General features: G+C 70.0%; 15 protein-coding genes and 1 pseudogene. 12 read left to right on the top strand and 4 right to left on the bottom strand.

Going from position 1 to position 19,570, the window contains the following annotated elements:
- Window positions 1–15: 15 nt before the first annotated feature.
- A complete protein-coding gene (locus tag ACFYWI_RS01625; protein ID WP_389223803.1) occupies window positions 16–1,074 on the bottom strand; it encodes an aldo/keto reductase in 1,059 nt (352 codons plus the stop codon).
- Between the two features lie 75 nt (window positions 1,075–1,149).
- Here ACFYWI_RS01625 and ACFYWI_RS01630 point away from each other — a divergent pair, with 75 nt between their 5' ends.
- From ACFYWI_RS01630 to serA, 6 genes are all read left to right on the top strand, one after another.
- Window positions 1,150–2,100, top strand: a complete 951-nt coding sequence (locus ACFYWI_RS01630) for a 2-hydroxyacid dehydrogenase (protein ID WP_389223806.1) — start codon at window positions 1,150–1,152, stop codon at window positions 2,098–2,100.
- A gap of 355 nt (window positions 2,101–2,455) precedes the next feature.
- A complete protein-coding gene (locus ACFYWI_RS01635; RefSeq protein ID WP_389223809.1) occupies window positions 2,456–5,281 on the top strand; it encodes a putative bifunctional diguanylate cyclase/phosphodiesterase in 2,826 nt (941 codons plus the stop codon).
- Between the two features lie 203 nt (window positions 5,282–5,484).
- On the top strand, window positions 5,485–7,371 hold the full coding sequence (locus ACFYWI_RS01640; RefSeq protein ID WP_389223812.1) for an acetolactate synthase large subunit: 1,887 nt from the start codon (window positions 5,485–5,487) through the stop codon (window positions 7,369–7,371).
- A 26-nt stretch (window positions 7,372–7,397) separates the two neighbouring features.
- Window positions 7,398–7,922 carry an acetolactate synthase small subunit gene (gene ilvN / locus ACFYWI_RS01645; RefSeq protein WP_005311534.1) on the top strand — a complete coding sequence of 175 codons (525 nt, stop codon included), beginning with the start codon at window positions 7,398–7,400 and terminating at the stop codon, window positions 7,920–7,922.
- Window positions 7,923–8,017: 95 nt separating this feature from the next.
- Complete coding sequence (gene ilvC, locus ACFYWI_RS01650) at window positions 8,018–9,019, top strand: ketol-acid reductoisomerase (RefSeq protein ID WP_389223816.1); 1,002 nt, start codon at window positions 8,018–8,020, stop codon at window positions 9,017–9,019.
- Between the two features lie 264 nt (window positions 9,020–9,283).
- A complete protein-coding gene (gene serA, locus ACFYWI_RS01655) occupies window positions 9,284–10,876 on the top strand; it encodes a phosphoglycerate dehydrogenase (protein WP_389223818.1) in 1,593 nt (530 codons plus the stop codon).
- Window positions 10,877–10,944: 68 nt separating this feature from the next.
- Here the strand turns inward: serA and ACFYWI_RS01660 are convergent, their stop codons facing one another.
- Window positions 10,945–12,537 (bottom strand): MFS transporter, encoded by a 1,593-nt coding sequence (locus ACFYWI_RS01660; protein ID WP_389223821.1) that lies wholly within the window; start codon window positions 12,535–12,537, stop codon window positions 10,945–10,947.
- 95 nt (window positions 12,538–12,632) lie between these two features.
- Here ACFYWI_RS01660 and ACFYWI_RS01665 point away from each other — a divergent pair, with 95 nt between their 5' ends.
- Window positions 12,633–13,220, top strand: coding sequence for a TetR/AcrR family transcriptional regulator (locus tag ACFYWI_RS01665; protein WP_389223824.1), 588 nt, complete (start codon window positions 12,633–12,635; stop codon window positions 13,218–13,220).
- Here ACFYWI_RS01665 and ACFYWI_RS01670 read toward each other — a convergent pair.
- Window positions 13,215–14,372, bottom strand: coding sequence for a PucR family transcriptional regulator (locus tag ACFYWI_RS01670; protein ID WP_389223826.1), 1,158 nt, complete (start codon window positions 14,370–14,372; stop codon window positions 13,215–13,217). The two genes, ACFYWI_RS01665 and ACFYWI_RS01670, sit on opposite strands and share 6 nt — an antisense overlap.
- Window positions 14,373–14,544: 172 nt before the next feature.
- Here ACFYWI_RS01670 and ACFYWI_RS01675 point away from each other — a divergent pair, with 172 nt between their 5' ends.
- From ACFYWI_RS01675 to ACFYWI_RS01695, 5 genes are all read left to right on the top strand, one after another.
- Entirely contained in the window at window positions 14,545–15,471 is a 927-nt protein-coding gene (locus tag ACFYWI_RS01675) for a proline dehydrogenase family protein (protein ID WP_389223829.1), read from the top strand.
- 257 nt (window positions 15,472–15,728) lie between these two features.
- Complete coding sequence (pruA, locus tag ACFYWI_RS01680; protein ID WP_389223832.1) at window positions 15,729–17,360, top strand: L-glutamate gamma-semialdehyde dehydrogenase; 1,632 nt, start codon at window positions 15,729–15,731, stop codon at window positions 17,358–17,360.
- A 125-nt stretch (window positions 17,361–17,485) separates the two neighbouring features.
- On the top strand, window positions 17,486–17,725 hold the full coding sequence (locus ACFYWI_RS01685) for a hypothetical protein (RefSeq protein ID WP_389223835.1): 240 nt from the start codon (window positions 17,486–17,488) through the stop codon (window positions 17,723–17,725).
- Window positions 17,726–17,902: 177 nt separating this feature from the next.
- On the top strand, window positions 17,903–18,337 hold the full coding sequence (locus ACFYWI_RS01690; RefSeq protein WP_389223838.1) for a hypothetical protein: 435 nt from the start codon (window positions 17,903–17,905) through the stop codon (window positions 18,335–18,337).
- A 228-nt stretch (window positions 18,338–18,565) separates the two neighbouring features.
- On the top strand, window positions 18,566–19,123 hold the full coding sequence (locus ACFYWI_RS01695; RefSeq protein WP_389223841.1) for a GNAT family N-acetyltransferase: 558 nt from the start codon (window positions 18,566–18,568) through the stop codon (window positions 19,121–19,123).
- Window positions 19,124–19,161: 38 nt separating this feature from the next.
- Here ACFYWI_RS01695 and ACFYWI_RS01700 read toward each other — a convergent pair.
- Window positions 19,162–19,461: pseudogene (locus ACFYWI_RS01700) on the bottom strand (NADP-dependent oxidoreductase); the annotation flags it as partial.
- Window positions 19,462–19,570: the final 109 nt, after the last annotated feature.

Here is a 19,570-nt window from a genome sequence, read left to right on the forward strand (position 1 = left end):
GGCAGGGGTCCGCCGTCAGTCCCAGGACCCCTGCGCCGCCGGCAGTCCCGCGATCTCCGCCAGGTCGCGAGCCGTCAGTTCCAGCTCCGCGGCCCCCGCGTTCTCGACTGCCCACTGCTCCCGCTTGGCCCCCGGCACGGCCACCACATGCCTGCCCTGGCCGAGCACCCACGCCAGCGCCACCCGCGCGGCGGTGGCAGTCGGCCCGTGCCGCCGCGCGACCCGCCGCAGCCCCGCCACCACCGGTTGGTTCGCCGCCATCATCTCGGCGGTGAACCGCGGATGCCGCGCCCGCACGTCGTCCGGCTCGAAGCCCTGTCCGGGCGTGAGTGTGCCGGTCAGGAAGCCGTTGCCGAGCGGCATCGCCGCCAGGAAACCCACCCCGCGCGCCTCGCACCAGGGGAGCAGCCGACCCAACGCCTCGGGCGACCACACCGACAGTTCTGCCTGCACCGCGCTCACCGGGAACACCTGCTGCACCCGCTCCAGCTGCCGGATCGTTCCTTCGTGCAGATCCGCCCCCGAGCCGGAATCCGACCCCGGACGGGGCACAGCCCGCATCTGCGCCCCCGCCCGCGTCCCCGGCCGCCGCGCCGCCCGCGCCCCCACCGCGCACATCCCCAGCGCCCGTACCTTGCCCGCTCCGACCAGCTCCGCCATCGCGCCCCAGGTCTCCTCGACCGGGACCTCCGGATCGGCGCGGTGCAGCTGATAGAGGTCGATCACCTCGGTCTGCAGCCGGCGCAACGAGGCGTCACACGCCCGCTTCACATAGCCGGGCCTGCCATTGGCGACCACGTGCTGGTCACCGACCAGCAGCCCCACCTTCGTCGACACGAAAGCGTCCTCGCGCCGTTCCCTCAGGACCCGGCCGACCAACAGCTCATTGGTGAAAGGCCCGTACATGTCAGCCGTGTCCAGCAGGGTCGAGCCGGCGTCTAGCGCGGCGTGGACGGTGCGCAGCGACCGGTCCCCGCGCTGTTGGGAACTGCTGTAGGCCCAGCTCATCGGCATACAGCCGAGCCCCACCGCGCCCACGTCGAGGGCTCCCGCACCGATTGTCCTGCGCTGCAACTCCCCGTACCCCTCCGTCGACCGCCCCCAAAACTAACCAATGGCGCCGGCCGGCCTTCGCATAGCCTCCTGACCATGACTGCTGATGTGTGGCTCCCTCTTCCGGCCGACGAGATCGAGGGCCTTCCCGCGCCTGCGGAGTCGTCTCTCACCTACCGTTTCTGGGACGGCGGTGCGGACTTCCCCGCCGACCCCGCCGACTGCGTCTTCTACGCCGTCCCGTACATGACGCCCATGGAGACCGCGGTACGGCCCCTGGCCGCCATGACCTCCGTGCGGGTCGTGCAGACTCTGACCGCGGGAATCGACCATGTGCAGCCCGGACTTGCCGCGCTGCCGCCCGGCGTGCGCCTGTGCAATGCCAAGGGCGTCCACGAGGCATCCACCGCCGAGCTCGCCCTTGCCCTCGTCCTTGCGTCCCTGCGCGGTGTCCCCGGCTTCGTGCGCGGCCAGGACCAGGAGGAATGGCGATCCGGCTTCTATCCGGCACTCGCCGACAAGTCGGTGCTCATCGTCGGATACGGCTCCATCGGCGCGGCCATCGAGGACCGGCTCGCGCCCTTCGAATGCGCGCGGGTGGCGCGCGTCGCGCGCTCCGCCCGCGCCACGGAGCGCGGCGAAGTGCGCGCACTCGCCGACCTGCCCGCTCTGCTGCCGAAGGCGGACGTCGTGATCCTCTCCACCCCGCTCACCGAGCGTACGAAGGGCCTGGTCAGCGCGGAGTTCCTGGGGCGGATGAGGGATGGGGCACTGCTGGTGAACGTCGCCCGCGGCCCGGTCGTCGACACAAAGGCCCTGCTCGCGGAGGTCGAGAGCGGCCGGATCACCGCCGCGCTCGACGTCACCGACCCCGAACCGCTGCCTGCCGGGCATCCGCTCTGGCATGCCCCCGGCGTGCTGATCAGTCCTCACGTGGGCGGCTCCACCTCGGCGTTCGCGCCCCGCGCGAAGCGACTGCTGGCGAGTCAGCTGACCCGGTTCACCGCCGGGGAGCCGTTGGACAACGTGGTGCTCACGACGGGCTGACGGTCGGTATCGAAACGCTTCGATCACTCTTCGAAGTCACTCGGATGCACCGCGTGCCTGAATAGCCACAGGTCGTCACGCAGAGTAGAGGGACTATGTCCCTGAGTGACGATATTGGTGTATCGTCCCGACCTGGGGGCTGCACCGAAGTGAGGGCGGTGCCGTGACGCGAACTGACTGCCGATCACATCAGAGGGGGGCGAACGGCGATGCGCGGCCAAGGGACCAGCGATCCGACGCGGCGGAGCCGCCATCGGCGACCCCTGTGCGCTTCTGCGTGCAGACCCGATCCGGCACGACCCGCGGAGAACACACCGAAGGGCCGGGCGCCGACGGTCCACCAGGGGGCGGCGCCATGAGCGCGCCCGGGGCTCTCATGGCGTCCGGCGCCCGGCAGACCGTCCCCGGATGCGGCACCGGGCTGCTGGCCCAGCTCGTTCTGGTACTCCTGTGCGTGGGTTACGGAGCAGGGGCTGCCCTGGGCTGGGGCTCGCCTGAACTGGCGGTGTTCATGGGCGACTTCGGCCTCAGTGCCGCCGCCCTGCTCGCGGCCGTCTCGTGCTTGATGTACGCCCGCACCGAGTCCTGCCGTTTCCGGCCGGCCTGGCTGCTGTTCGGGCTCTCGTCGCTCATGGCCTCCGCCGGTAACGCGGTCTGGGGATGGTACGAGTTCGTGCTCGACCGGGAGGTACCGAGCCCGTCCGTCGCCGATCTGTTCTTCCTCTGCTTCGCGCCACCGGCCATCGTCGGACTTCTCGTTCTGGCCAAACGCCCCGTGACCAAGGCCGGCTGGGTCTGCCTGGGCCTGGACGCCTGGCTGATCGGCGGTTCGCTGCTCACCCTCTCCTGGAGTCTCGCTCTCGCGCACACCGCCCACGCCCAGGGTGAGAGCGTGGCACCGGCCGCGCTCGCGCTCGCCTACCCGCTGCTTGACATCGTTCTCGTCAGCATGGTTCTGGCGCTGCACTTCCGCCGCTCGTGCAACCGGTCCGCGGTCAACACCGCGATCGCGGGCCTCGCGCTGACCGTGGTGTGCGACGCCGTGTTCACCTCACCGCTGCTCCAGGAGAACTACCACTCGGGCGGGCTGCTCGACGCGGGCTGGTTCGCGGGCTCCCTGCTGCTCGCCTATGCCCCTTGGGGGGTGCGCAGGGCGGCGGAGGCCGCGCCGCCGCCCCCCAGTACCCGGCCGCGCCCTTCGAACCGCCCGATCGCCGGCTCGCTCGCGGCACTCACGCCGTATCTCGCCGCGGCCGTCTGCACGCTCGGGATCCTCTACAACGTCATCGAGGGCCGCCGCGTCGACCGCGTCGTCGTCCTCACCGGCTGCGCCGTCGTCCTCGCCCTGGTCGTACGCCAGGGCATCATGCTGCTCGACAACATGGCCCTCACCCATGAACTGGCGCAGAAGGAGAACCACTTCCGCTCGCTGGTGCAGGGATCGAGCGACGTCATCATGATCGCTGCCCCCACCGGCGTGCTGCGGTACGTCTCGCCCGCGGCCGCCGGTGTCTACGGGCGCGACGCCGAGGACCTCGTCGGCTCCGAGCTGGCCTCGCTCATCCATCCCGAGGATCTCGGCCGCGTCGTCCATGAAGTACGCCGGTTTCTGGCCGCCTCCGCGGCGCAGGAACACACCACCCGTATCGAGTGCCGCATCCGGTCGGGAGCCGGCGACTGGCTGAACGTGGAGTCCACCGTCAGCCGTCACGAGGGCGGACTGATCCTCAACAGCCGGGACGTCACCGAGCGCGTGCGTCTGCAGGCCCAGCTGCAGCACAACGCGGAGCACGACCCGCTCACCGACCTGCCCAACCGCGCCCTGTTCACCGAGCGCGTCCGGATGGCCCTGACCGGCCGCCGTGCGGGCGATCCCGGCACCGCCGTCCTCTTCATCGACCTCGACGGCTTCAAGGGCGTCAACGACCGCCTGGGCCATCAGGCCGGCGACGAGCTGCTGATCCAGGCGGCCCGCCGGCTCGCCGACTCGGTACGGGCCGGGGACACCGCAGCCCGTCTCGGCGGCGACGAGTTCGCGGCCCTCATCATCGGCGACGGCACCCGCGACCAGGCCGCCCGCGAGTGCCAGGTGCACGAGATCGCCGACCGGCTGCGGCTGATGCTCTCCCAGCCGTATCGCATCGACGGCAGGGAAGTGCGTGTGGCCGCCTCCATCGGGGTGGCCTTCGCCGAGCCCGGTATCACCCCCACCGACCTCATGCGCAACGCCGACCTCGCGATGTACCGCGCCAAGGCCGGCGGCAAGGACCGCGTCGAGCTGTACGCACCCCAGATGCAGGCCGACGTGGTCCGTCGCACCGAGCTGGCCGCCCGGCTGCGCAGCGCCCTGCGCGACGGAGAGTTCGCGCTGCTCCACCAGCCCGTGGTGAGCCTCAGTACCGGCCGGATCGCCGCCGTCGCCGCCCAGGCCCGCTGGCGCTCCGCCCAGGGCATCCTGTTCACCCCGGCCGAGTTCCTGCGCGTCGCCGACGACGGCGACCGCACCGCCGAGCTCGGCCGCTGGCTGATCGAGGAGGCCGTCGGGCAGGCCGCCGAGCGCGCCAGGACCGGCCACCGGGCTCCCGTCTCCGTGCGCCTCACGGCCCGGCTGCTGCTCGACAGGTCCCTGCCGCTCGGCTCCATCGAAGCCCTGCTGACCCGGCACGAGCTGCCGTCGGGCGCGCTGGTCATCGAGCTGGCCGACAGTGACCCGCGGATCTCCTTCGACGAGCTGGAACAGCGCCTGGTCGCGCTGCGCAGGCTCGGCGTCAGGATCGCCCTGGACGGGTTCGGCAGCGGTTACGCGGCGATCAACGCGCTGCGCCGCCTGCCCGTGGACGTACTGAAACTGGACAGAGGACTGGTGGAGGGCGTCGTCGAGTCGGCCAGGCTGCACAAGATCACCAGCGGCCTGCTGCGTATCGCCCGTGACCTCGGTATGCAGTCCGTGGCGGACGGCGTGGACGTGCCGGAACAGGTGCTCGCCCTGCGCACGATGGGCTGCACACACGGGCAGGGCATGGCGTTCTCCGGGCCGCTGGACGAGTACCGGCTGCGCCGCGCACTGGTCCGTGGCGAGTTCCCGGTACCAGGCGGAATGGCCCTGCCGGTGCTGTCCGGCGGCGTTCTCCCGGCCCCCCGCTTTGGCTCAAATAATGAGACGCGCGTCCCACCCACTTGACAGTGATGGCGCGCCGGGGGGAGGGTCAGTGCCATGCGCACCCGAATTCTCGTACTTGGAAAGCGCGTCGGCTGAGCAGAGGCGTTCACACGCTCTGCTGACCCTCCCGACGCGCTCCCCTCGCTTGCCTCACGGCACGAGGGGTTTTTTGTTGCACCGGAACCCACCAAAACCACGCAAAAACCCTCAGCTTCGAGAAGAGAATGCCGATGACCGAGCAGGCCACCGGGGCCCACCATCCGCAGCCGCGGGCCCGTAGCGGCGGACAGACATCCGCCACCGTTGAGCACGTCACGGGCGCGCAGTCCCTCATTCGCTCTCTCGAGGAAGTGGGAGCCGACACGGTCTTCGGTATCCCGGGCGGCGCGATCCTCCCGGCGTACGACCCGATGATGGACTCGACCAAGGTCCGTCACGTCCTGGTCCGCCATGAGCAGGGTGCCGGACACGCCGCCACCGGCTACGCCCAGGCGACGGGCAAGGTCGGCGTGTGCATGGCCACCTCAGGCCCCGGCGCGACCAATCTGGTCACCCCGATCGCCGACGCGCACATGGACTCCGTGCCGCTGGTCGCGATCACCGGCCAGGTCGCGTCCAAGGCGATCGGTACCGACGCCTTCCAGGAGGCGGACATCTGCGGCATCACCATGCCGATCACCAAGCACAACTTCCTGGTCACCAAGGCCGAGGACATCCCGCGCACCATCGCGCAGGCGTTCCACATCGCCTCGACCGGCCGCCCGGGCCCGGTCCTGGTCGACATCGCCAAGGACGCCCTCCAGGCGCGCACCACCTTCAGCTGGCCGCCGCAGATGGACCTGCCCGGCTACCGCCCGGTCACCAAGCCGCACGCCAAGCAGATCCGCGAGGCGGCCAAGCTGATCACCGGGGCCAGGCGCCCGATCCTGTACGTCGGCGGCGGTGTCCTCAAGGCCGGCGCCACCACCGAGCTGAAGGTCCTCGCCGAGCTCACCGGCGCCCCCGTCACCACCACCCTGATGGCGCTGGGCGCTTTCCCCGACAGCCACCCGCTGCACGTGGGAATGCCGGGCATGCACGGAGCGGTCACCGCCGTCACCGCGCTGCAGAAGGCCGACCTGATCGTCGCCCTCGGAGCCCGATTCGACGACCGCGTCACCGGCAAGCTGGACAGCTTCGCCCCCTACGCCAAGATCGTCCACGCAGACATCGACCCGGCCGAGATCGGCAAGAACCGCACCGCGGACGTGCCGATCGTCGGTGATGCACGCGAGGTCATCGCCGACCTGGTCCAGGCCGTCCAGGCCGAGCACAACGAGGGCAACACCGGCGACTACAGCGCCTGGTGGAACGACCTCAACCGCTGGCGCGAGACCTACCCGCTCGGCTACGAGAGGCCGGCCGACGGCAGCCTCTCGCCCCAGCAGGTCATCCAGCGCATCGGTGAACTCGCCCCCGAGGACACCATCTACGCCGCGGGCGTCGGCCAGCACCAGATGTGGGCCGCCCACTTCATCAACTACGAGAAGCCGGCCACCTGGCTGAACTCGGGCGGCGCGGGAACGATGGGCTACGCGGTCCCGGCCGCCATGGGCGCCAAGGCCGGAGCGCCGAACCGCACGGTCTGGGCGATCGACGGCGACGGCTGCTTCCAGATGACCAATCAGGAACTCACCACCTGCGCCCTGAACAACATCCCGATCAAGGTCGCGATCATCAACAACGGTGCGCTCGGCATGGTCCGCCAGTGGCAGACGCTGTTCTACAACGAGCGCTACTCGAGCACCGTCCTGCACTCCGACGAAACCGGCCACCACACCGCCGGCTCCCAGCTCGGCGCGAGCCAGGGCCCCCGCAAGGGCACCCGCGTCCCGGACTTCGTGAAGCTGTCCGAGGCCATGGGCTGCGCCGCCCTGCGCTGCGAGGACCCGGCCGACCTGGACAAGGTCATCGCCGAGGCCAACGCGATCAACGACCGGCCCGTGGTGGTCGACTTCATCGTCCACGAGGACGCCATGGTCTGGCCGATGGTCGCCGCAGGCACCTCCAACGACGAGGTCATGGCCGCCCGGGGCGTCCGCCCCGACTTCGGCGACAACGAAGACGACTGAGAGCCGTAGGAAGAGGTACGACGCACATGTCCAAGCACACGCTCTCCGTCCTGGTGGAGAACACCCCCGGCATCCTCGCCCGGATCGCCGCGCTGTTCTCCCGCCGCGGCTTCAACATCGACTCGCTCGCCGTCGGTGTCACCGAGCACCCCGACATCTCCCGCATCACGATCGTGGTCAACGTCGAGGACCTGCCGCTCGAGCAGGTGACCAAGCAGCTCAACAAGCTCGTCAACGTTCTGAAGATCGTCGAACTCGAGCCCGGCGGCGCGATCCAGCGCGAACTCGTGCTGGTGAAGGTCCGCGCCGACAACGAGACCCGCTCCCAGATCGTCGAGATCGTCCAGCTCTTCCGCGCCAAGACGGTGGATGTCTCGCCCGAGGCCGTCACGATCGAGGCCACCGGTTCGAGTGACAAGCTGGAGGCGATGCTCAAGATGCTGGAGCAGTTCGGCATCAAGGAGCTCGTCCAGTCCGGCACCATCGCCATAGGGCGCGGCGCCCGCTCCATCACGGACCGCTCCCTGCGTGCCCTGGACCGATCCGCCTAGCGGACCGCCGTTCCGCCTGGCGAGACCCACAAACGTCCACATCCCTCCCCGCCGTACGGTGGGACGTAACACCAGCACTCCAAGGAGATATCCCAGTGGCCGAGCTGTTCTACGACGACGATGCCGACCTGTCCATCATCCAGAACCGCAAGGTCGCGGTCATCGGCTACGGCAGCCAGGGCCACGCCCACGCGCTGTCGCTGCGTGACTCGGGTGTCGACGTCCGTGTCGGTCTGCACGAGGGCTCGAAGTCCAAGGCCAAGGCCGAGGAGCAGGGCCTGCGGGTGGTGACTCCGGCCGAGGCCGCCGCAGAGGCCGACGTCATCATGATCCTCATCCCGGACCCGATCCAGGCCCAGGTCTACGAGGAGTCGATCAAGGACAACCTGAAGGACGGCGACGCGCTGTTCTTCGCCCACGGTTTCAACATCCGCTTCGGCTTCATCAAGGTCCCGGCCGGTGTGGACGTCGCCCTCGTCGCTCCGAAGGGCCCGGGCCACCTGGTCCGCCGCCAGTACGAAGAGGGCCGCGGCGTCCCGGCGATCGCCGCCGTCGAGCAGGACGCCTCCGGCAACGCGTTCGGCCTGGCGCTCTCGTACGCCAAGGCCATCGGCGGCACCCGCGCCGGCGTCATCAAGACGACCTTCACCGAAGAGACCGAGACGGACCTCTTCGGCGAGCAGGCCGTCCTGTGCGGTGGTGCCTCCGCGCTGGTCAAGGCGGGCTTCGAGACCCTGACCGAGGCCGGCTACCAGCCGGAGATCGCGTACTTCGAGTGCCTCCACGAGCTGAAGCTGATCGTGGACCTCATGTACGAGGGCGGCCTGGAGAAGATGCGCTGGTCGGTCTCCGAGACCGCGGAGTGGGGCGACTACATCACCGGCCCCCGCATCATCACCGACCAGACCAAGGCCGAGATGAAGAAGGTCCTCGCCGAGATCCAGGACGGCACCTTCGCCAAGAACTGGATGGACGAGTACCACGGCGGTCTGAAGAAGTACAACGAGTACAAGAAGCAGGACGAGAACCACCTGCTGGAGACCACCGGCAAGGAGCTGCGCAAGCTCATGAGCTGGGTCGACAACGACGAGGCGTGAGCCGTGCAGGTGAGGGGGCCGCATCCGGCCCCCTCACCGGGGCGTTCCCCGCCCTGCCCCGGCCGACGGCGACCGCTTCTCCACTCTGTCCAGCCACGGACGAGTGATCCTTCCAACGAGGCGCAAGACGCGCCTCGCGGCCCCACTACACTCATCGATACATACGCGTCAGGCCCACAGTGTCGTGCGTCTTCCACGCGGCTAGCCCCTCCACCGCCTGCGGCCGTCGGGACGGCCGTCCGCACTGGACTTGTGAGGACCCACGTGAGCTCGAAACCCGTCGTACTGATCGCTGAAGAGCTGTCGCCCGCCACCGTCGACGCCCTGGGCCCGGACTTCGAGATCCGGCACTGCAACGGCGCCGACCGTGCCGAGCTGATCCCCGCCATCGCCGATGTCGACGCGATTCTGGTCCGCTCGGCCACCAAGGTCGACGCGGAGGCCATCGCGGCGGCCAGGAAGCTCCGGGTCGTCGCCCGCGCCGGTGTCGGCCTGGACAACGTGGACGTCTCCGCCGCCACCAAGGCCGGCGTCATGGTCGTCAACGCACCGACGTCCAACATCGTCACCGCCGCCGAGCTGGCCTGCGGTCTGCTGGTCGCCACAGCGCGCAACATCCCGCAGGCCAACACCGCCCTCAAGAACGGCGAGTGGAAGCGCTCCAAGTACACCGGTGTCGAGCTCAGCGAGAAGATTCTCGGTGTCGTCGGCCTCGGCCGCATCGGCGTGCTGGTCGCGCAGCGCATGTCCGCCTTCGGCATGAAGATCGTCGCGTACGACCCCTACGTCCAGCCGGCGCGCGCCGCACAGATGGGCGTCAAGCTGCTCTCGCTCGATGAGCTGCTCGAGGTCTCGGACTTCATCACCGTCCACCTGCCCAAGACCCCCGAGACGCTCGGCCTGATCGGCGAGGAGGCGCTGCACAAGGTCAAGCCGACCGTCCGCATCGTCAACGCCGCTCGCGGCGGGATCGTCGACGAGGAGGCGCTGTTCTCGGCGCTCAAGGAGGGCCGGGTCGCCGGCGCGGGCCTGGACGTGTACGCGAAGGAGCCGTGCACGGACTCCCCGCTGTTCGAGCTGGACCAGGTCGTCTGCACCCCGCACCTCGGCGCCTCCACCGACGAGGCCCAGGAGAAGGCGGGTGTCTCGGTCGCCCGCTCGGTGCGTCTCGCGCTCGCCGGTGAGCTCGTGCCTGACGCGGTCAACGTCCAGGGCGGCGTGATCGCCGAGGACGTGCGCCCGGGTCTGCCGCTCGCCGAGAAGCTCGGCCGGATCTTCACCGCGCTGGCCGGCGAGGTAGCGGTCCGCCTCGATGTCGAGGTGTACGGCGAGATCACCCAGCACGACGTCAAGGTGCTCGAACTGTCCGCGCTCAAGGGCGTGTTCGAGGATGTCGTCGACGAGACCGTGAGTTACGTGAACGCCCCGCTGTTCGCGCAGGAGCGCGGCGTCGAGGTCCGCCTGACGACCAGCTCGGAGTCCCCGGACCACCGCAATGTCGTCACCGTGCGCGGCACGCTCTCGGGCGGCGAGGAGGTCGCGGTCTCCGGCACGCTGGCCGGTCCCAAGCACCTCCAGAAGATCGTCGCGGTCGGCGACCACGACATCGACCTGGCGCTCGCCGACCACATGGTCGTGCTGCGCTACGACGACCGTCCCGGTGTGGTCGGTACGGTCGGCCGGATCCTCGGCGAGGCCGGTCTGAACATCGCGGGCATGCAGGTCTCGCGCGCGGAGGAGGGCGGCGAGGCGCTGGTCGTCCTCACCGTCGACGACACGGTTCCGCCGGCGGTGCTGACGGAGATCGCGGACGAGATCGGCGCGGCGTCGGCCCGTTCGGTGAACCTGGTCGCCTGACTCCGTTCCACGCACGGAGAGCAACACCGAAGGGCCCGGGAGACCGGGCCCTTCGGTGTGTACGCATCTCAGCCGGCCGGCAGGACTTCCGTGACCGGCTCGTCGGTGGCCTGCTGAGGGGCGGGCGCCACGGCCTGGCAGCAGGCCGTCGTACGCAGGAGTACGGCGGCGAGCACCGCGGCCGCGACCAGTACCACCGCACCCCCTGCCGCGGCGATCTGCATCCCGTGGACGAAGGCCTCGCGCGCCACCTCAAGTACGGCCTCCCCGGACTTCCCCGGCAGCTGCCCGGCGACCACGGTCGCGCCACCGAGCGTCTCGCGGACGGTGTCCAGGGCGTCGGCCGGCAGACCCGCGGGGGCGAAGTCCGCGATGTCGTCGCGGTAGACGGCGGTGCCGAGGCTTCCCAGGAGCGCCATGCCCAGCGCGCCGCCGAACTCCTGGCCGGTCTCCAGCAGTGAGGCCGCCGAACCGGCCTTCTCGGCGGGGGCCGCACCCAGCGCCATGTCGGAGACCAGAGCCATGACGGTGACGATGCCGCATCCGATGACAGCCGCGCCGGCCAGCAGGATCCACAGTGAGTCGGTGCTGGCGAGCAGCAGGATCGCGAATCCGGCGGCGGCGACGAGAAAGCCCGCGGCGATGACGTAGTCGCGGCTGACCCGCTGGGCGACGACACCCGCGGTCGGGGCGGCGACGCCCACCGCGAGGGACGGAGCCAGGCTCCACAGCGCGGCCTCCATGGAACCCATGCCGAGCACCGACTGCAGATACTGGGTCGTGAAGTACGCCGAACCCATCATGGCGAACATGGCGACAGTGTTGAGGACGATCCCCGAGCCGAAGCCGCGTCCCGTGAACAGCTCCCGGCTGATCATGGCGTCGGCACGGCCGCGCTGACGCCGTACGAAGACGAAGCCGACAGCGAGGCCGCTCGTGATGCACAGGGCCATGGCCGGGCTGTAGCCCTCGGCGGCGATCTCCTTGAGCCCGTAGACGACGGGCAGCACGGCGCCCATCGACAGCGGAACGCTCAGCAGGTCGAAGCGGCCGGGGGAGGGGTCCTTGAACTCCGGTACCAGCACGGGCACCAGGACCAGCAGAAGCAGCATCGCGGGCACGTTGACGAGGAAGACCGAGCCCCACCAGAAGTGACCCAGCATCAGGCCGCTCATCACCGAGCCGAGTGCGACCCCGCCGGCCATGGCCCCGGACCAGATGCCGATGGCCTGGCCGCGCTGCTTGTCGTCCTGGAACATGCTGCGTACCAGAGCCAGGGTCGAGGGCATCAGCGTGGCGCCCCCGACGCCGAGCAACGCCCGTGCGGCGATGAGCATTTCGGCGCTCTGTGCGTACGCCGCTCCGATCGAGGCCATCCCGAAGGCGGTGGCTCCCATGAGCAGGAGCCGGCGCCGGCCGATGCGGTCGCCGAGCGAACCCATGGTGATGAGGAGCCCGGCGAGGGCGAAGGCGTAGATGTCGAAGATCCACAGCTGCTGCGTGCTGCTCGGGTCGAGCTCGCGGCTGATGGCCGGGATGGCGAAGTAGAGGACGGAGACGTCCATCGAGACCAGGAGGAGCGGCAGCAGGAGGACGACGAAGGCGGTCCATTCCTTGCGTCCGGCGCGCGAATCGGCGCTGCGTGCAGTGGAGTTCGTCATGAGCAGCAATGTACGGGTGTATTAAACGTCCGTCTAGTACGGGCGTTTAATACGTGCGTATGGGACGGCTGTATGGCTGCGGGTAGGCTGCCGACATGGGACATCGCGAGGATCTGCTCGAGGGCGCTAAGCGCTGCCTGCTGGAAAAGGGGTTCGTGCGCACCACGGCGCGCGACATCGTCAAGGCGTCGGGGACGAACCTGGCGTCGATCGGGTACCACTACGGTTCGAAGGACGAGCTGCTCGCGCAGGCGTACGTCGCCCTGGTGGAGGGGGTCTCGGACGACTTCGACGCCCCCGAGCAGGCGCCGAGCAGGACGGAGCCGGGTTCGCTGGAGCGTTTCCAGGAGGTCTGGTCGAACATCATCGCCACCATGCAGGGGCCCGACTCGATGTGGCGGCTCAGCATGGAGATCGTGGTCATGGGTGACCAACTGCCGGCAGTGCGCGACCACTTGGCGAAAGCCCAGCGCGAGGGAGCGCGCGGCATCCTCCCGATGTTCATGGGCGGTGAGGAGTCCGACGTCAGCGACGAGGAGGTCGACACGCTCGGAATGCTCTACATGACGCTCATGACGGGCCTGATCGCGCAGTGGATGTTCGACCCCGAGACGGCCCCTCGGGCCGACCAGCTGACGGAAGGGCTACGACGCCTGATGAACGCCGCCACCCGGTCGTCATAGCCGCGCGCTCTTGAGCGCCATGTGCAGCAGCAGCCGGTGCTCGCCGTCGTCGAGATCCAGCCCCGTGAGCTGCTCGACCCGCGAGAGGCGGTAGTAGAGCGTCTGGCGGTGGATGCCGAGTGCCGCCGCCGTGCGGCCCGCCTGGCCCGCGCAGTCGAGGAACACCTCCGCGGTGCGGGCCAGTTCGGCGTGGGAAGGCGCGAGCAGCTCCTGTACGGCCGGGTCCTGGGAGGCGCCTTCGGGCAGGGCCGTCAGCATCCGGTACGGACCGAGCTCCGACCAGCGGGCGACAGGGCCCAGTTCGGGTTCGGCCTGGGCCGCGCGGGCGGCGGACCTCGCCTCCCGCCAGCCGGTGTCGAGCTCGGCGAGCCCGCGGCGCGGCACGGCGATCCCTGCCGTCACCGGCCCGCCCGTCGCCACCTCCCGCAGCCGGGCCGCCGCCGTCAGGGCCGACGCCTGCGCATCCGCCGAGCGCAGCCGGATCAGCGCAGCCATGGCATGAGTGCCCCCGATGACGGAGTCCGCCGGCAGCGGCACCGTGCACAGTGCCGACGTGCCGGGCAGCGAGCGCGCCGACGGGGCGTCGCCCGCGGGCCAGGGTGTCACGCACACCACCGTGTGCAACCCGTCCGCGTCCGGGCCCAGCGCCGTACGCAGCGCCGCCACCGCCATGTCGTACGGCCATCCCCGCTCGGCCACCAGCACCGCACGGAACTCCCGGGACAGGTCCGCGCCCGCCCGCTCCTCGTCCGCGAGCAGGGTGCCGATGCGCTCCGTGACCTCCATCGCCGCGGCCAGCTGCCCGGTGGTCGGCCCGGGGACGGTGTCGAGCAGCCACACGTACCCGAGCACGATGCCCCGGTGCCGTACGGGCAGGCAGATGCGATCCCGGAAGACGCCCGCGTCCGGGGCGGCGGGGATGCGGACCGGTCCTGTGGCCCGTGTGATGCCGTACCCCTCGAACCAGGCGCGCACCGCCGGAGTGGACTTCCGGGTGAGGATCGAGCGGGTCCGCACGGGGTCCATCGCCGTGTCGTCCTCGCTGTCGTGCGCGCCGAAGGCGATCAGGCCGAAGTCGCGGTTCTCCAGCGTCGCCGGGACAGCCAGCAGCGCCGAGATCTCATCGACGAGTTCTTGGTAGTCGCCCTTCACGGGCACATTCTCGCACCGCCTTCAGACAAATGTCTGAGATCCGGACCGGCGATGCGTGACAGCTGTCGATGGCAGAGGATCGGAGCGATCCTTAGGTTTCACGGTGGTTCTTCGTGCCGTTCCCGGTTCGTTCGGATTCGGCCTCCTTCAACCTGCTCCGTGGAGGTGCCCCGTGCTGGGTCCCGTGATCCTCGCCGCGTCGCGCAGCGACAAGATGCGACGCTTCGTGTCGGTCGCCCCGGGGACCAAGCAGGTCGTCGCCCGGTTCATCGCCGGTGAGACGGTCGAGCAGGTTGTCCCGATCGTCAAGGAGACGATCGGCAAGGGGCTCGAGGTCACGCTGGACGTGGTCGGCGAGGACATCACCACCCGTGAGCAGGCCGCCGCCGCGCGCGACGCCTACCTCGAACTGATCGAGCACCTGAAGGGCCTCGGTTTCGGTACCAGGGCCGAGATGTCCGTCAAGCTGTCGATGTTCGGCCAGTGTCTGGAGGGCGGACACGAGCTGGCGCTCGCCAATGTCCGCCCGGTCGTCGAGGCCGCGGCCGCGATCGGTACCACGGTCACCCTGGACGCCGAGGACCACACCACCCTCGACTCGATGTTCGCCATCCACGAGGAGCTGCGGAAGGACTTCCCGCAGACCGGCTGCGTCATCCAGGCGTACCTGTTCCGCACCGAGGACGACGCGCGCCGTCTCGCCGCGAGCGGCAGCCGGGTCCGCATCGTGAAGGGCGCGTACAAGGAGCCCGCCTCGGTCGCGTACCAGGACAAGGGCGAGATCGACAAGGCGTACGTCCGCGTTCTGAGGATCCTGCTGGAGGGTGAGGGGTACCCGATGATCGGGTCCCACGATCCCCGCCTGATCGCCATCACCCAGGAGCTGGCCCGCAGCGCCGGGCGCAAGCTCGACGAGTACGAGTTCCAGATGCTGTACGGGATCCGCGGTGACGAGCACATCCGGCTCGCCGCCGAAGGACACCGGATGCGTGTCTACACCGCGTACGGCACCGACTGGTACGGCTACTTCATGCGCCGCCTCGCGGAGAAGCCGGCCAACCTGCTGTTCTTCGTCCGCTCGATGATCACCAAGGGCTGAGCGACGGCTGTCGTCATCCAGGCGTTCGGGCGCATCCTGGATGACGACAGCCACAGCTCTTCGGCCGGCCGAGCCGGACCCGTTCCGTTTCGTCGTCGAAGAAGGAGCTACGGAACTCGTGACTCCGCCCCATGGGGGCTTCTCACCCACCCGCCGAAGCAAGCTCGTGACGGTCAAGCCCTGACCGCCGCTCAACGTAAGCCACCGCTTCAGTTCCTCTCGGCTGAAGTCAGGGATTCACTCGGAAGAGGTAACTCATGGACGCTGTGACCCAGGTCCCCGCTCCCGTCAACGAGCCGGTGCACGGCTACGCCCCCGGTTCGGCGGAGCGCATTCGCCTCGAGGCCAAGCTCAAGGAGCTGGCCGAGAACCCGATCGAGCTGCCGATGACGATCGGCGGCGTCAAGCGGATGGGCGGCGGCGAGCGTGTCGACGTGGTCCAGCCGCACAACCACAAGGCCGTGATCGGCACCTTCGCCGCCGCGACCCAGCAGGATGCGCAGGACGCGATCGACGCCGCCCTGGCCGCCGCGCCCGCGTGGCGTGCGATGTCCTTCGACGACCGCGCCGCGATCATTCTGCGTGCCGCCGAACTGCTGGCCGGCCCCTGGCGCGAGACGCTGGCCGCCTCGACCATGCTCGGCCAGTCCAAGACCGCGCAGCAGGCCGAGATCGACACCCCGTGCGAGCTCGTCGACTTCTGGCGCTTCAACGTCAAGTACGCGCGTGACCTGCTCGCCGAGCAGCCGCCGGCCAACTCGCCGGGTGTGTGGAACCGGCTGGACCACCGCCCGCTCGAGGGCTTCGTCTACGCGATCACCCCCTTCAACTTCACCGCCATCGCCGGCAACCTGCCCACAGCCCCCGCCCTCATGGGCAACGTGGTGGTCTGGAAGCCGTCCCCGACGCAGACCCACGCCGCCGTGCTGCTGATGCAGCTCCTGGAGGAGGCGGGCCTGCCCAAGGGCGTCATCAACCTGGTGACGGGCGACGGCATCGCGGTCTCCGAGGTGGCGCTGAACCACCCCGACCTGGCCGGTATCCACTTCACCGGCTCGACCAAGACCTTCCAGCACCTGTGGAAGACGGTCGGCAACAACATCGAGAAGTACCGCTCCTACCCGCGCATCGTCGGCGAGACGGGCGGCAAGGACTTCGTCGTCGCCCACCCGAGCGCCGACCGCGCCGTTCTGAAGACCGCGCTGACCCGCGGCTCCTTCGAGTTCCAGGGCCAGAAGTGCTCCGCCTCCTCGCGTGCGTACATCCCCGCGTCCATCTGGAACTCGGGCTTCAAGGAGGAGTTCGCCGCCGAGGTCGACGGCATCAGGATGGGTGATGTCACCGACCTGACGAACTTCATCGGCGCCGTGATCGACGAGCGCGCCTTCGCGAAGAACAAGGCCGCGATCGACCGGGCGAAGGAGGACCCGACCTGCACGATCGTCGCGGGCGGCAGCTATGACGACTCGGTCGGCTACTTCGTGCGCCCGACGGTCGTCGAGTGCTCGGACCCGGGCAACGAGGTCTTCACCACCGAGTACTTCGGCCCGTTCCTCGCGGTGCACGTGTACGAGGACGAGGACTACGACGCCATGCTGGAGCAGATGGAGTCGGTGTCCGCCTACGCCCTGACGGGCGCGGTCATCGCCAACGACCGCGCCGCGGCGGCCCGCACGATGGAGAAGCTGCGGTATGCCGCGGGCAACTTCTACATCAACGACAAGTCGACCGGCGCCGTGGTCGGCCAGCAGCCCTTCGGCGGCGGCCGCGCGTCCGGTACGAACGACAAGGCAGGCGCCCCGCAGAACCTGATGCGCTGGACGCTGACCCGCGCGATCAAGGAGACGTTGGTCGCGCCGACGGACTACACCTACCCGCACATGGGCTGACGCCTGCCAGGTCCCGTGCCCGTTCCGTGAACCCCGCCCCCTGCCGGTCCCCCTACCGGCCGGGGGCGGCTCACGTTCGGCGGGCTTACGCTGCTGGGGAGGGGGGTCGTGCCGAGGAGGACAAGATGCCTGGTTCCACGACTCTCGGCCCCGGCCACGGGGTCGACGCGATCGAGCATCCCGATGCGCAGCGGCTCGCCCTGGTGACGCGGGAGCTGCACCGGCTGCTGGAGATGGCAGGACCGAACCGGATCACGGATGCGCAGGTGGCCGCGTTGTGCGGAGGCGAGGTGCATCATCGCGACGAGTTCACGCAATGGGTCGGGCGGGTGGCGCAGCAGCTCGAACGGGCCACAAGGTCCTGACCGCCCCTGCGATGCGGTCGGCGTGAGGCCGACAGCGGCGCCGGACCCGCCGTCCGGACCTTGACGCCGGTGTGCCTCGCGCCGAAATCACTTCGAACGGCGCACGTCCGGCGGGAACTTGCGCGCTCAGGAACAGCGGCGCTGTTTGCCGTGACGTTGGCCGGATACCCGGACTCCATGACTGAGGCCAAGAAGAAGACGACCCAAGAACGTACGACGACGAGCAAGCGGACACAGGGAGCGGCCCGCAGCGCGGCCAACGGGACGGCGGAGGCCGGGCGTACGACAGCCGAGACCGCACGTTCGGCGGAGGATGCCGGACGTACGACGGCGGAGTCCGTGCGCGGTGCCGCCGGGGCGACAACCGAGAAGCTCACGTCCGCCCTCGGCACGGGCGGGCGGGCCGTCAGCGCCGCGGCCGGCCAGGCGGCAGGTCACATCGCGGGGAAGGCGGCCCTCGTCTGGGCGCTGGCCAAGGCCCGCAAGGCCGTTCTGGCCGGCGCCGGGACGGGCGTCGCGACCGCCGCCGTGGCCGGTTCCTACGCCCTCGGCCGCCGGGCGGGACTGCGGCAGCGCGGCCCGCTGTCCCGCCTCAGTGGCGGCAGGCTGTAGACCGCCGCCGCTGAGCCCGTCCGGCCGGCCCGCCGAAGACACCCAGGAACGGGAGCGTCGCGGCGGGCACGGCAGGGACACCGGCGAGACGGTCCGCGAAACGGGCTCGAGGGCGCAGAGGCCGTCCACGGCTCCAACTCTCCTTTCGGGGGCGGTTTTCCGACACCGGGTGTGTCCTCGGCCGCGGTCCGGGTGCCTGGTACGGGACGCGCCTGCCAGGGTGGCGCCATGACGGACCACGCGACGGACCTGCTGACCACGGCCCACACCTGTCAGCTGTCCGATACCGCCCTCGCCGGGATCCGGTCCCTGCTCGTCACCGTCTTCGAGGGCGACTTCGGGGACGAGGACTGGGCCCATGGCCTGGGCGGCATCCACGCCTTCGTACGGGACCGGAAGGGACTGGCCGCCCACGGCAGCGTCATCATGCGCCGGGTACTGCACGGCGGCCGCTCGTACCGTGTCGGATACATCGAGGCGGTCGGCGTCCGCGCCGACCGCCGCCGCCAGGGCCTGGGCGGCCGGGTGATGGCGGCGCTGGAGCCGGTCATCGACGGGGCGTACGACCTCGGCGGCCTGTCCGCTTCCGACGACGGCGCCGAGCTGTACCGCGTCCGTGGCTGGCAGCTGTGGCGCGGACGCGTCGAGGCCCTGAGCCCGGACGGCGCGGTGCACCTCCCGGACGAGGAGGACTCGACGTATCTCCGCCAAGCGGCACACCGCCCGCTCCCGGACCCGGCGGCCGGCGCGCTGCTCTTCGACTGGCGCGACGGAGACGTGCTGTAGCGCGCGTCCTTTCGGATGTGCCACAAAGGACGCCCTGTTCAGTCGGCGCGGGTCACCGGCATCTTGCCCACGTTCTCGCCGCGCAGCGTCACCACGAACGCGTCCACGATCCGTTCGAAGCCCTCCACCACCGTCTCGTCCGGGGTGATGCGCCCGCTCTGCAGATGGGGCACCAGGAAGTCCTCGAACTCCTCCTGCAGGTCCGTGTGGTTGCGCACGAGTACGCCCTCCAGCCGCAGCGACTTGCCGACGATGTCGAAGAGGTTCCGGGGCGCGGGCGGCGGCTCGGAGGCGTTGTACTGCGCCACCGCACCGACCCACGCGATCCGCCCGAAGTCGGGAGGCGACGACCCGGCCGATGGTGCGGCCCTCCGGAACGGCTGACGCGCCGGTCCCCGGGCCTGGTGCCGGAGGTACGGGTCGTGCGGGAACTGGGGCGCGGCACGG

Origin of the sequence: Streptomyces sp. NPDC002889, assembly GCF_042888425.1 — a bacterium.
In the GTDB taxonomy this organism is placed as follows: Bacteria; Actinomycetota; Actinomycetes; order Streptomycetales; family Streptomycetaceae; genus Streptomyces.

Excerpts from the sequence above, each read along its gene's own strand:
- ACFYWI_RS01630 (WP_389223806.1), top strand. The coding sequence starts at position 1,150 with ATGACTGCTGATGTGTGGCTCCCTCTTCCGGCCGACGAGATCGAGGGC.
- ACFYWI_RS01635 (WP_389223809.1), top strand. The coding sequence starts at position 2,456 with ATGAGCGCGCCCGGGGCTCTCATGGCGTCCGGCGCCCGGCAGACCGTC.
- ACFYWI_RS01640 (WP_389223812.1), top strand. The coding sequence starts at position 5,485 with ATGCCGATGACCGAGCAGGCCACCGGGGCCCACCATCCGCAGCCGCGG.
- ilvN (WP_005311534.1), top strand. The coding sequence starts at position 7,398 with ATGTCCAAGCACACGCTCTCCGTCCTGGTGGAGAACACCCCCGGCATC.
- ACFYWI_RS01660 (WP_389223821.1), bottom strand. The coding sequence starts at position 12,537 with ATGACGAACTCCACTGCACGCAGCGCCGATTCGCGCGCCGGACGCAAG.
- ACFYWI_RS01665 (WP_389223824.1), top strand. The coding sequence starts at position 12,633 with ATGGGACATCGCGAGGATCTGCTCGAGGGCGCTAAGCGCTGCCTGCTG.
- pruA (WP_389223832.1), top strand. The coding sequence starts at position 15,729 with ATGGACGCTGTGACCCAGGTCCCCGCTCCCGTCAACGAGCCGGTGCAC.
- ACFYWI_RS01685 (WP_389223835.1), top strand. The coding sequence starts at position 17,486 with ATGCCTGGTTCCACGACTCTCGGCCCCGGCCACGGGGTCGACGCGATC.
- ACFYWI_RS01690 (WP_389223838.1), top strand. The coding sequence starts at position 17,903 with ATGACTGAGGCCAAGAAGAAGACGACCCAAGAACGTACGACGACGAGC.
- ACFYWI_RS01695 (WP_389223841.1), top strand. The coding sequence starts at position 18,566 with ATGACGGACCACGCGACGGACCTGCTGACCACGGCCCACACCTGTCAG.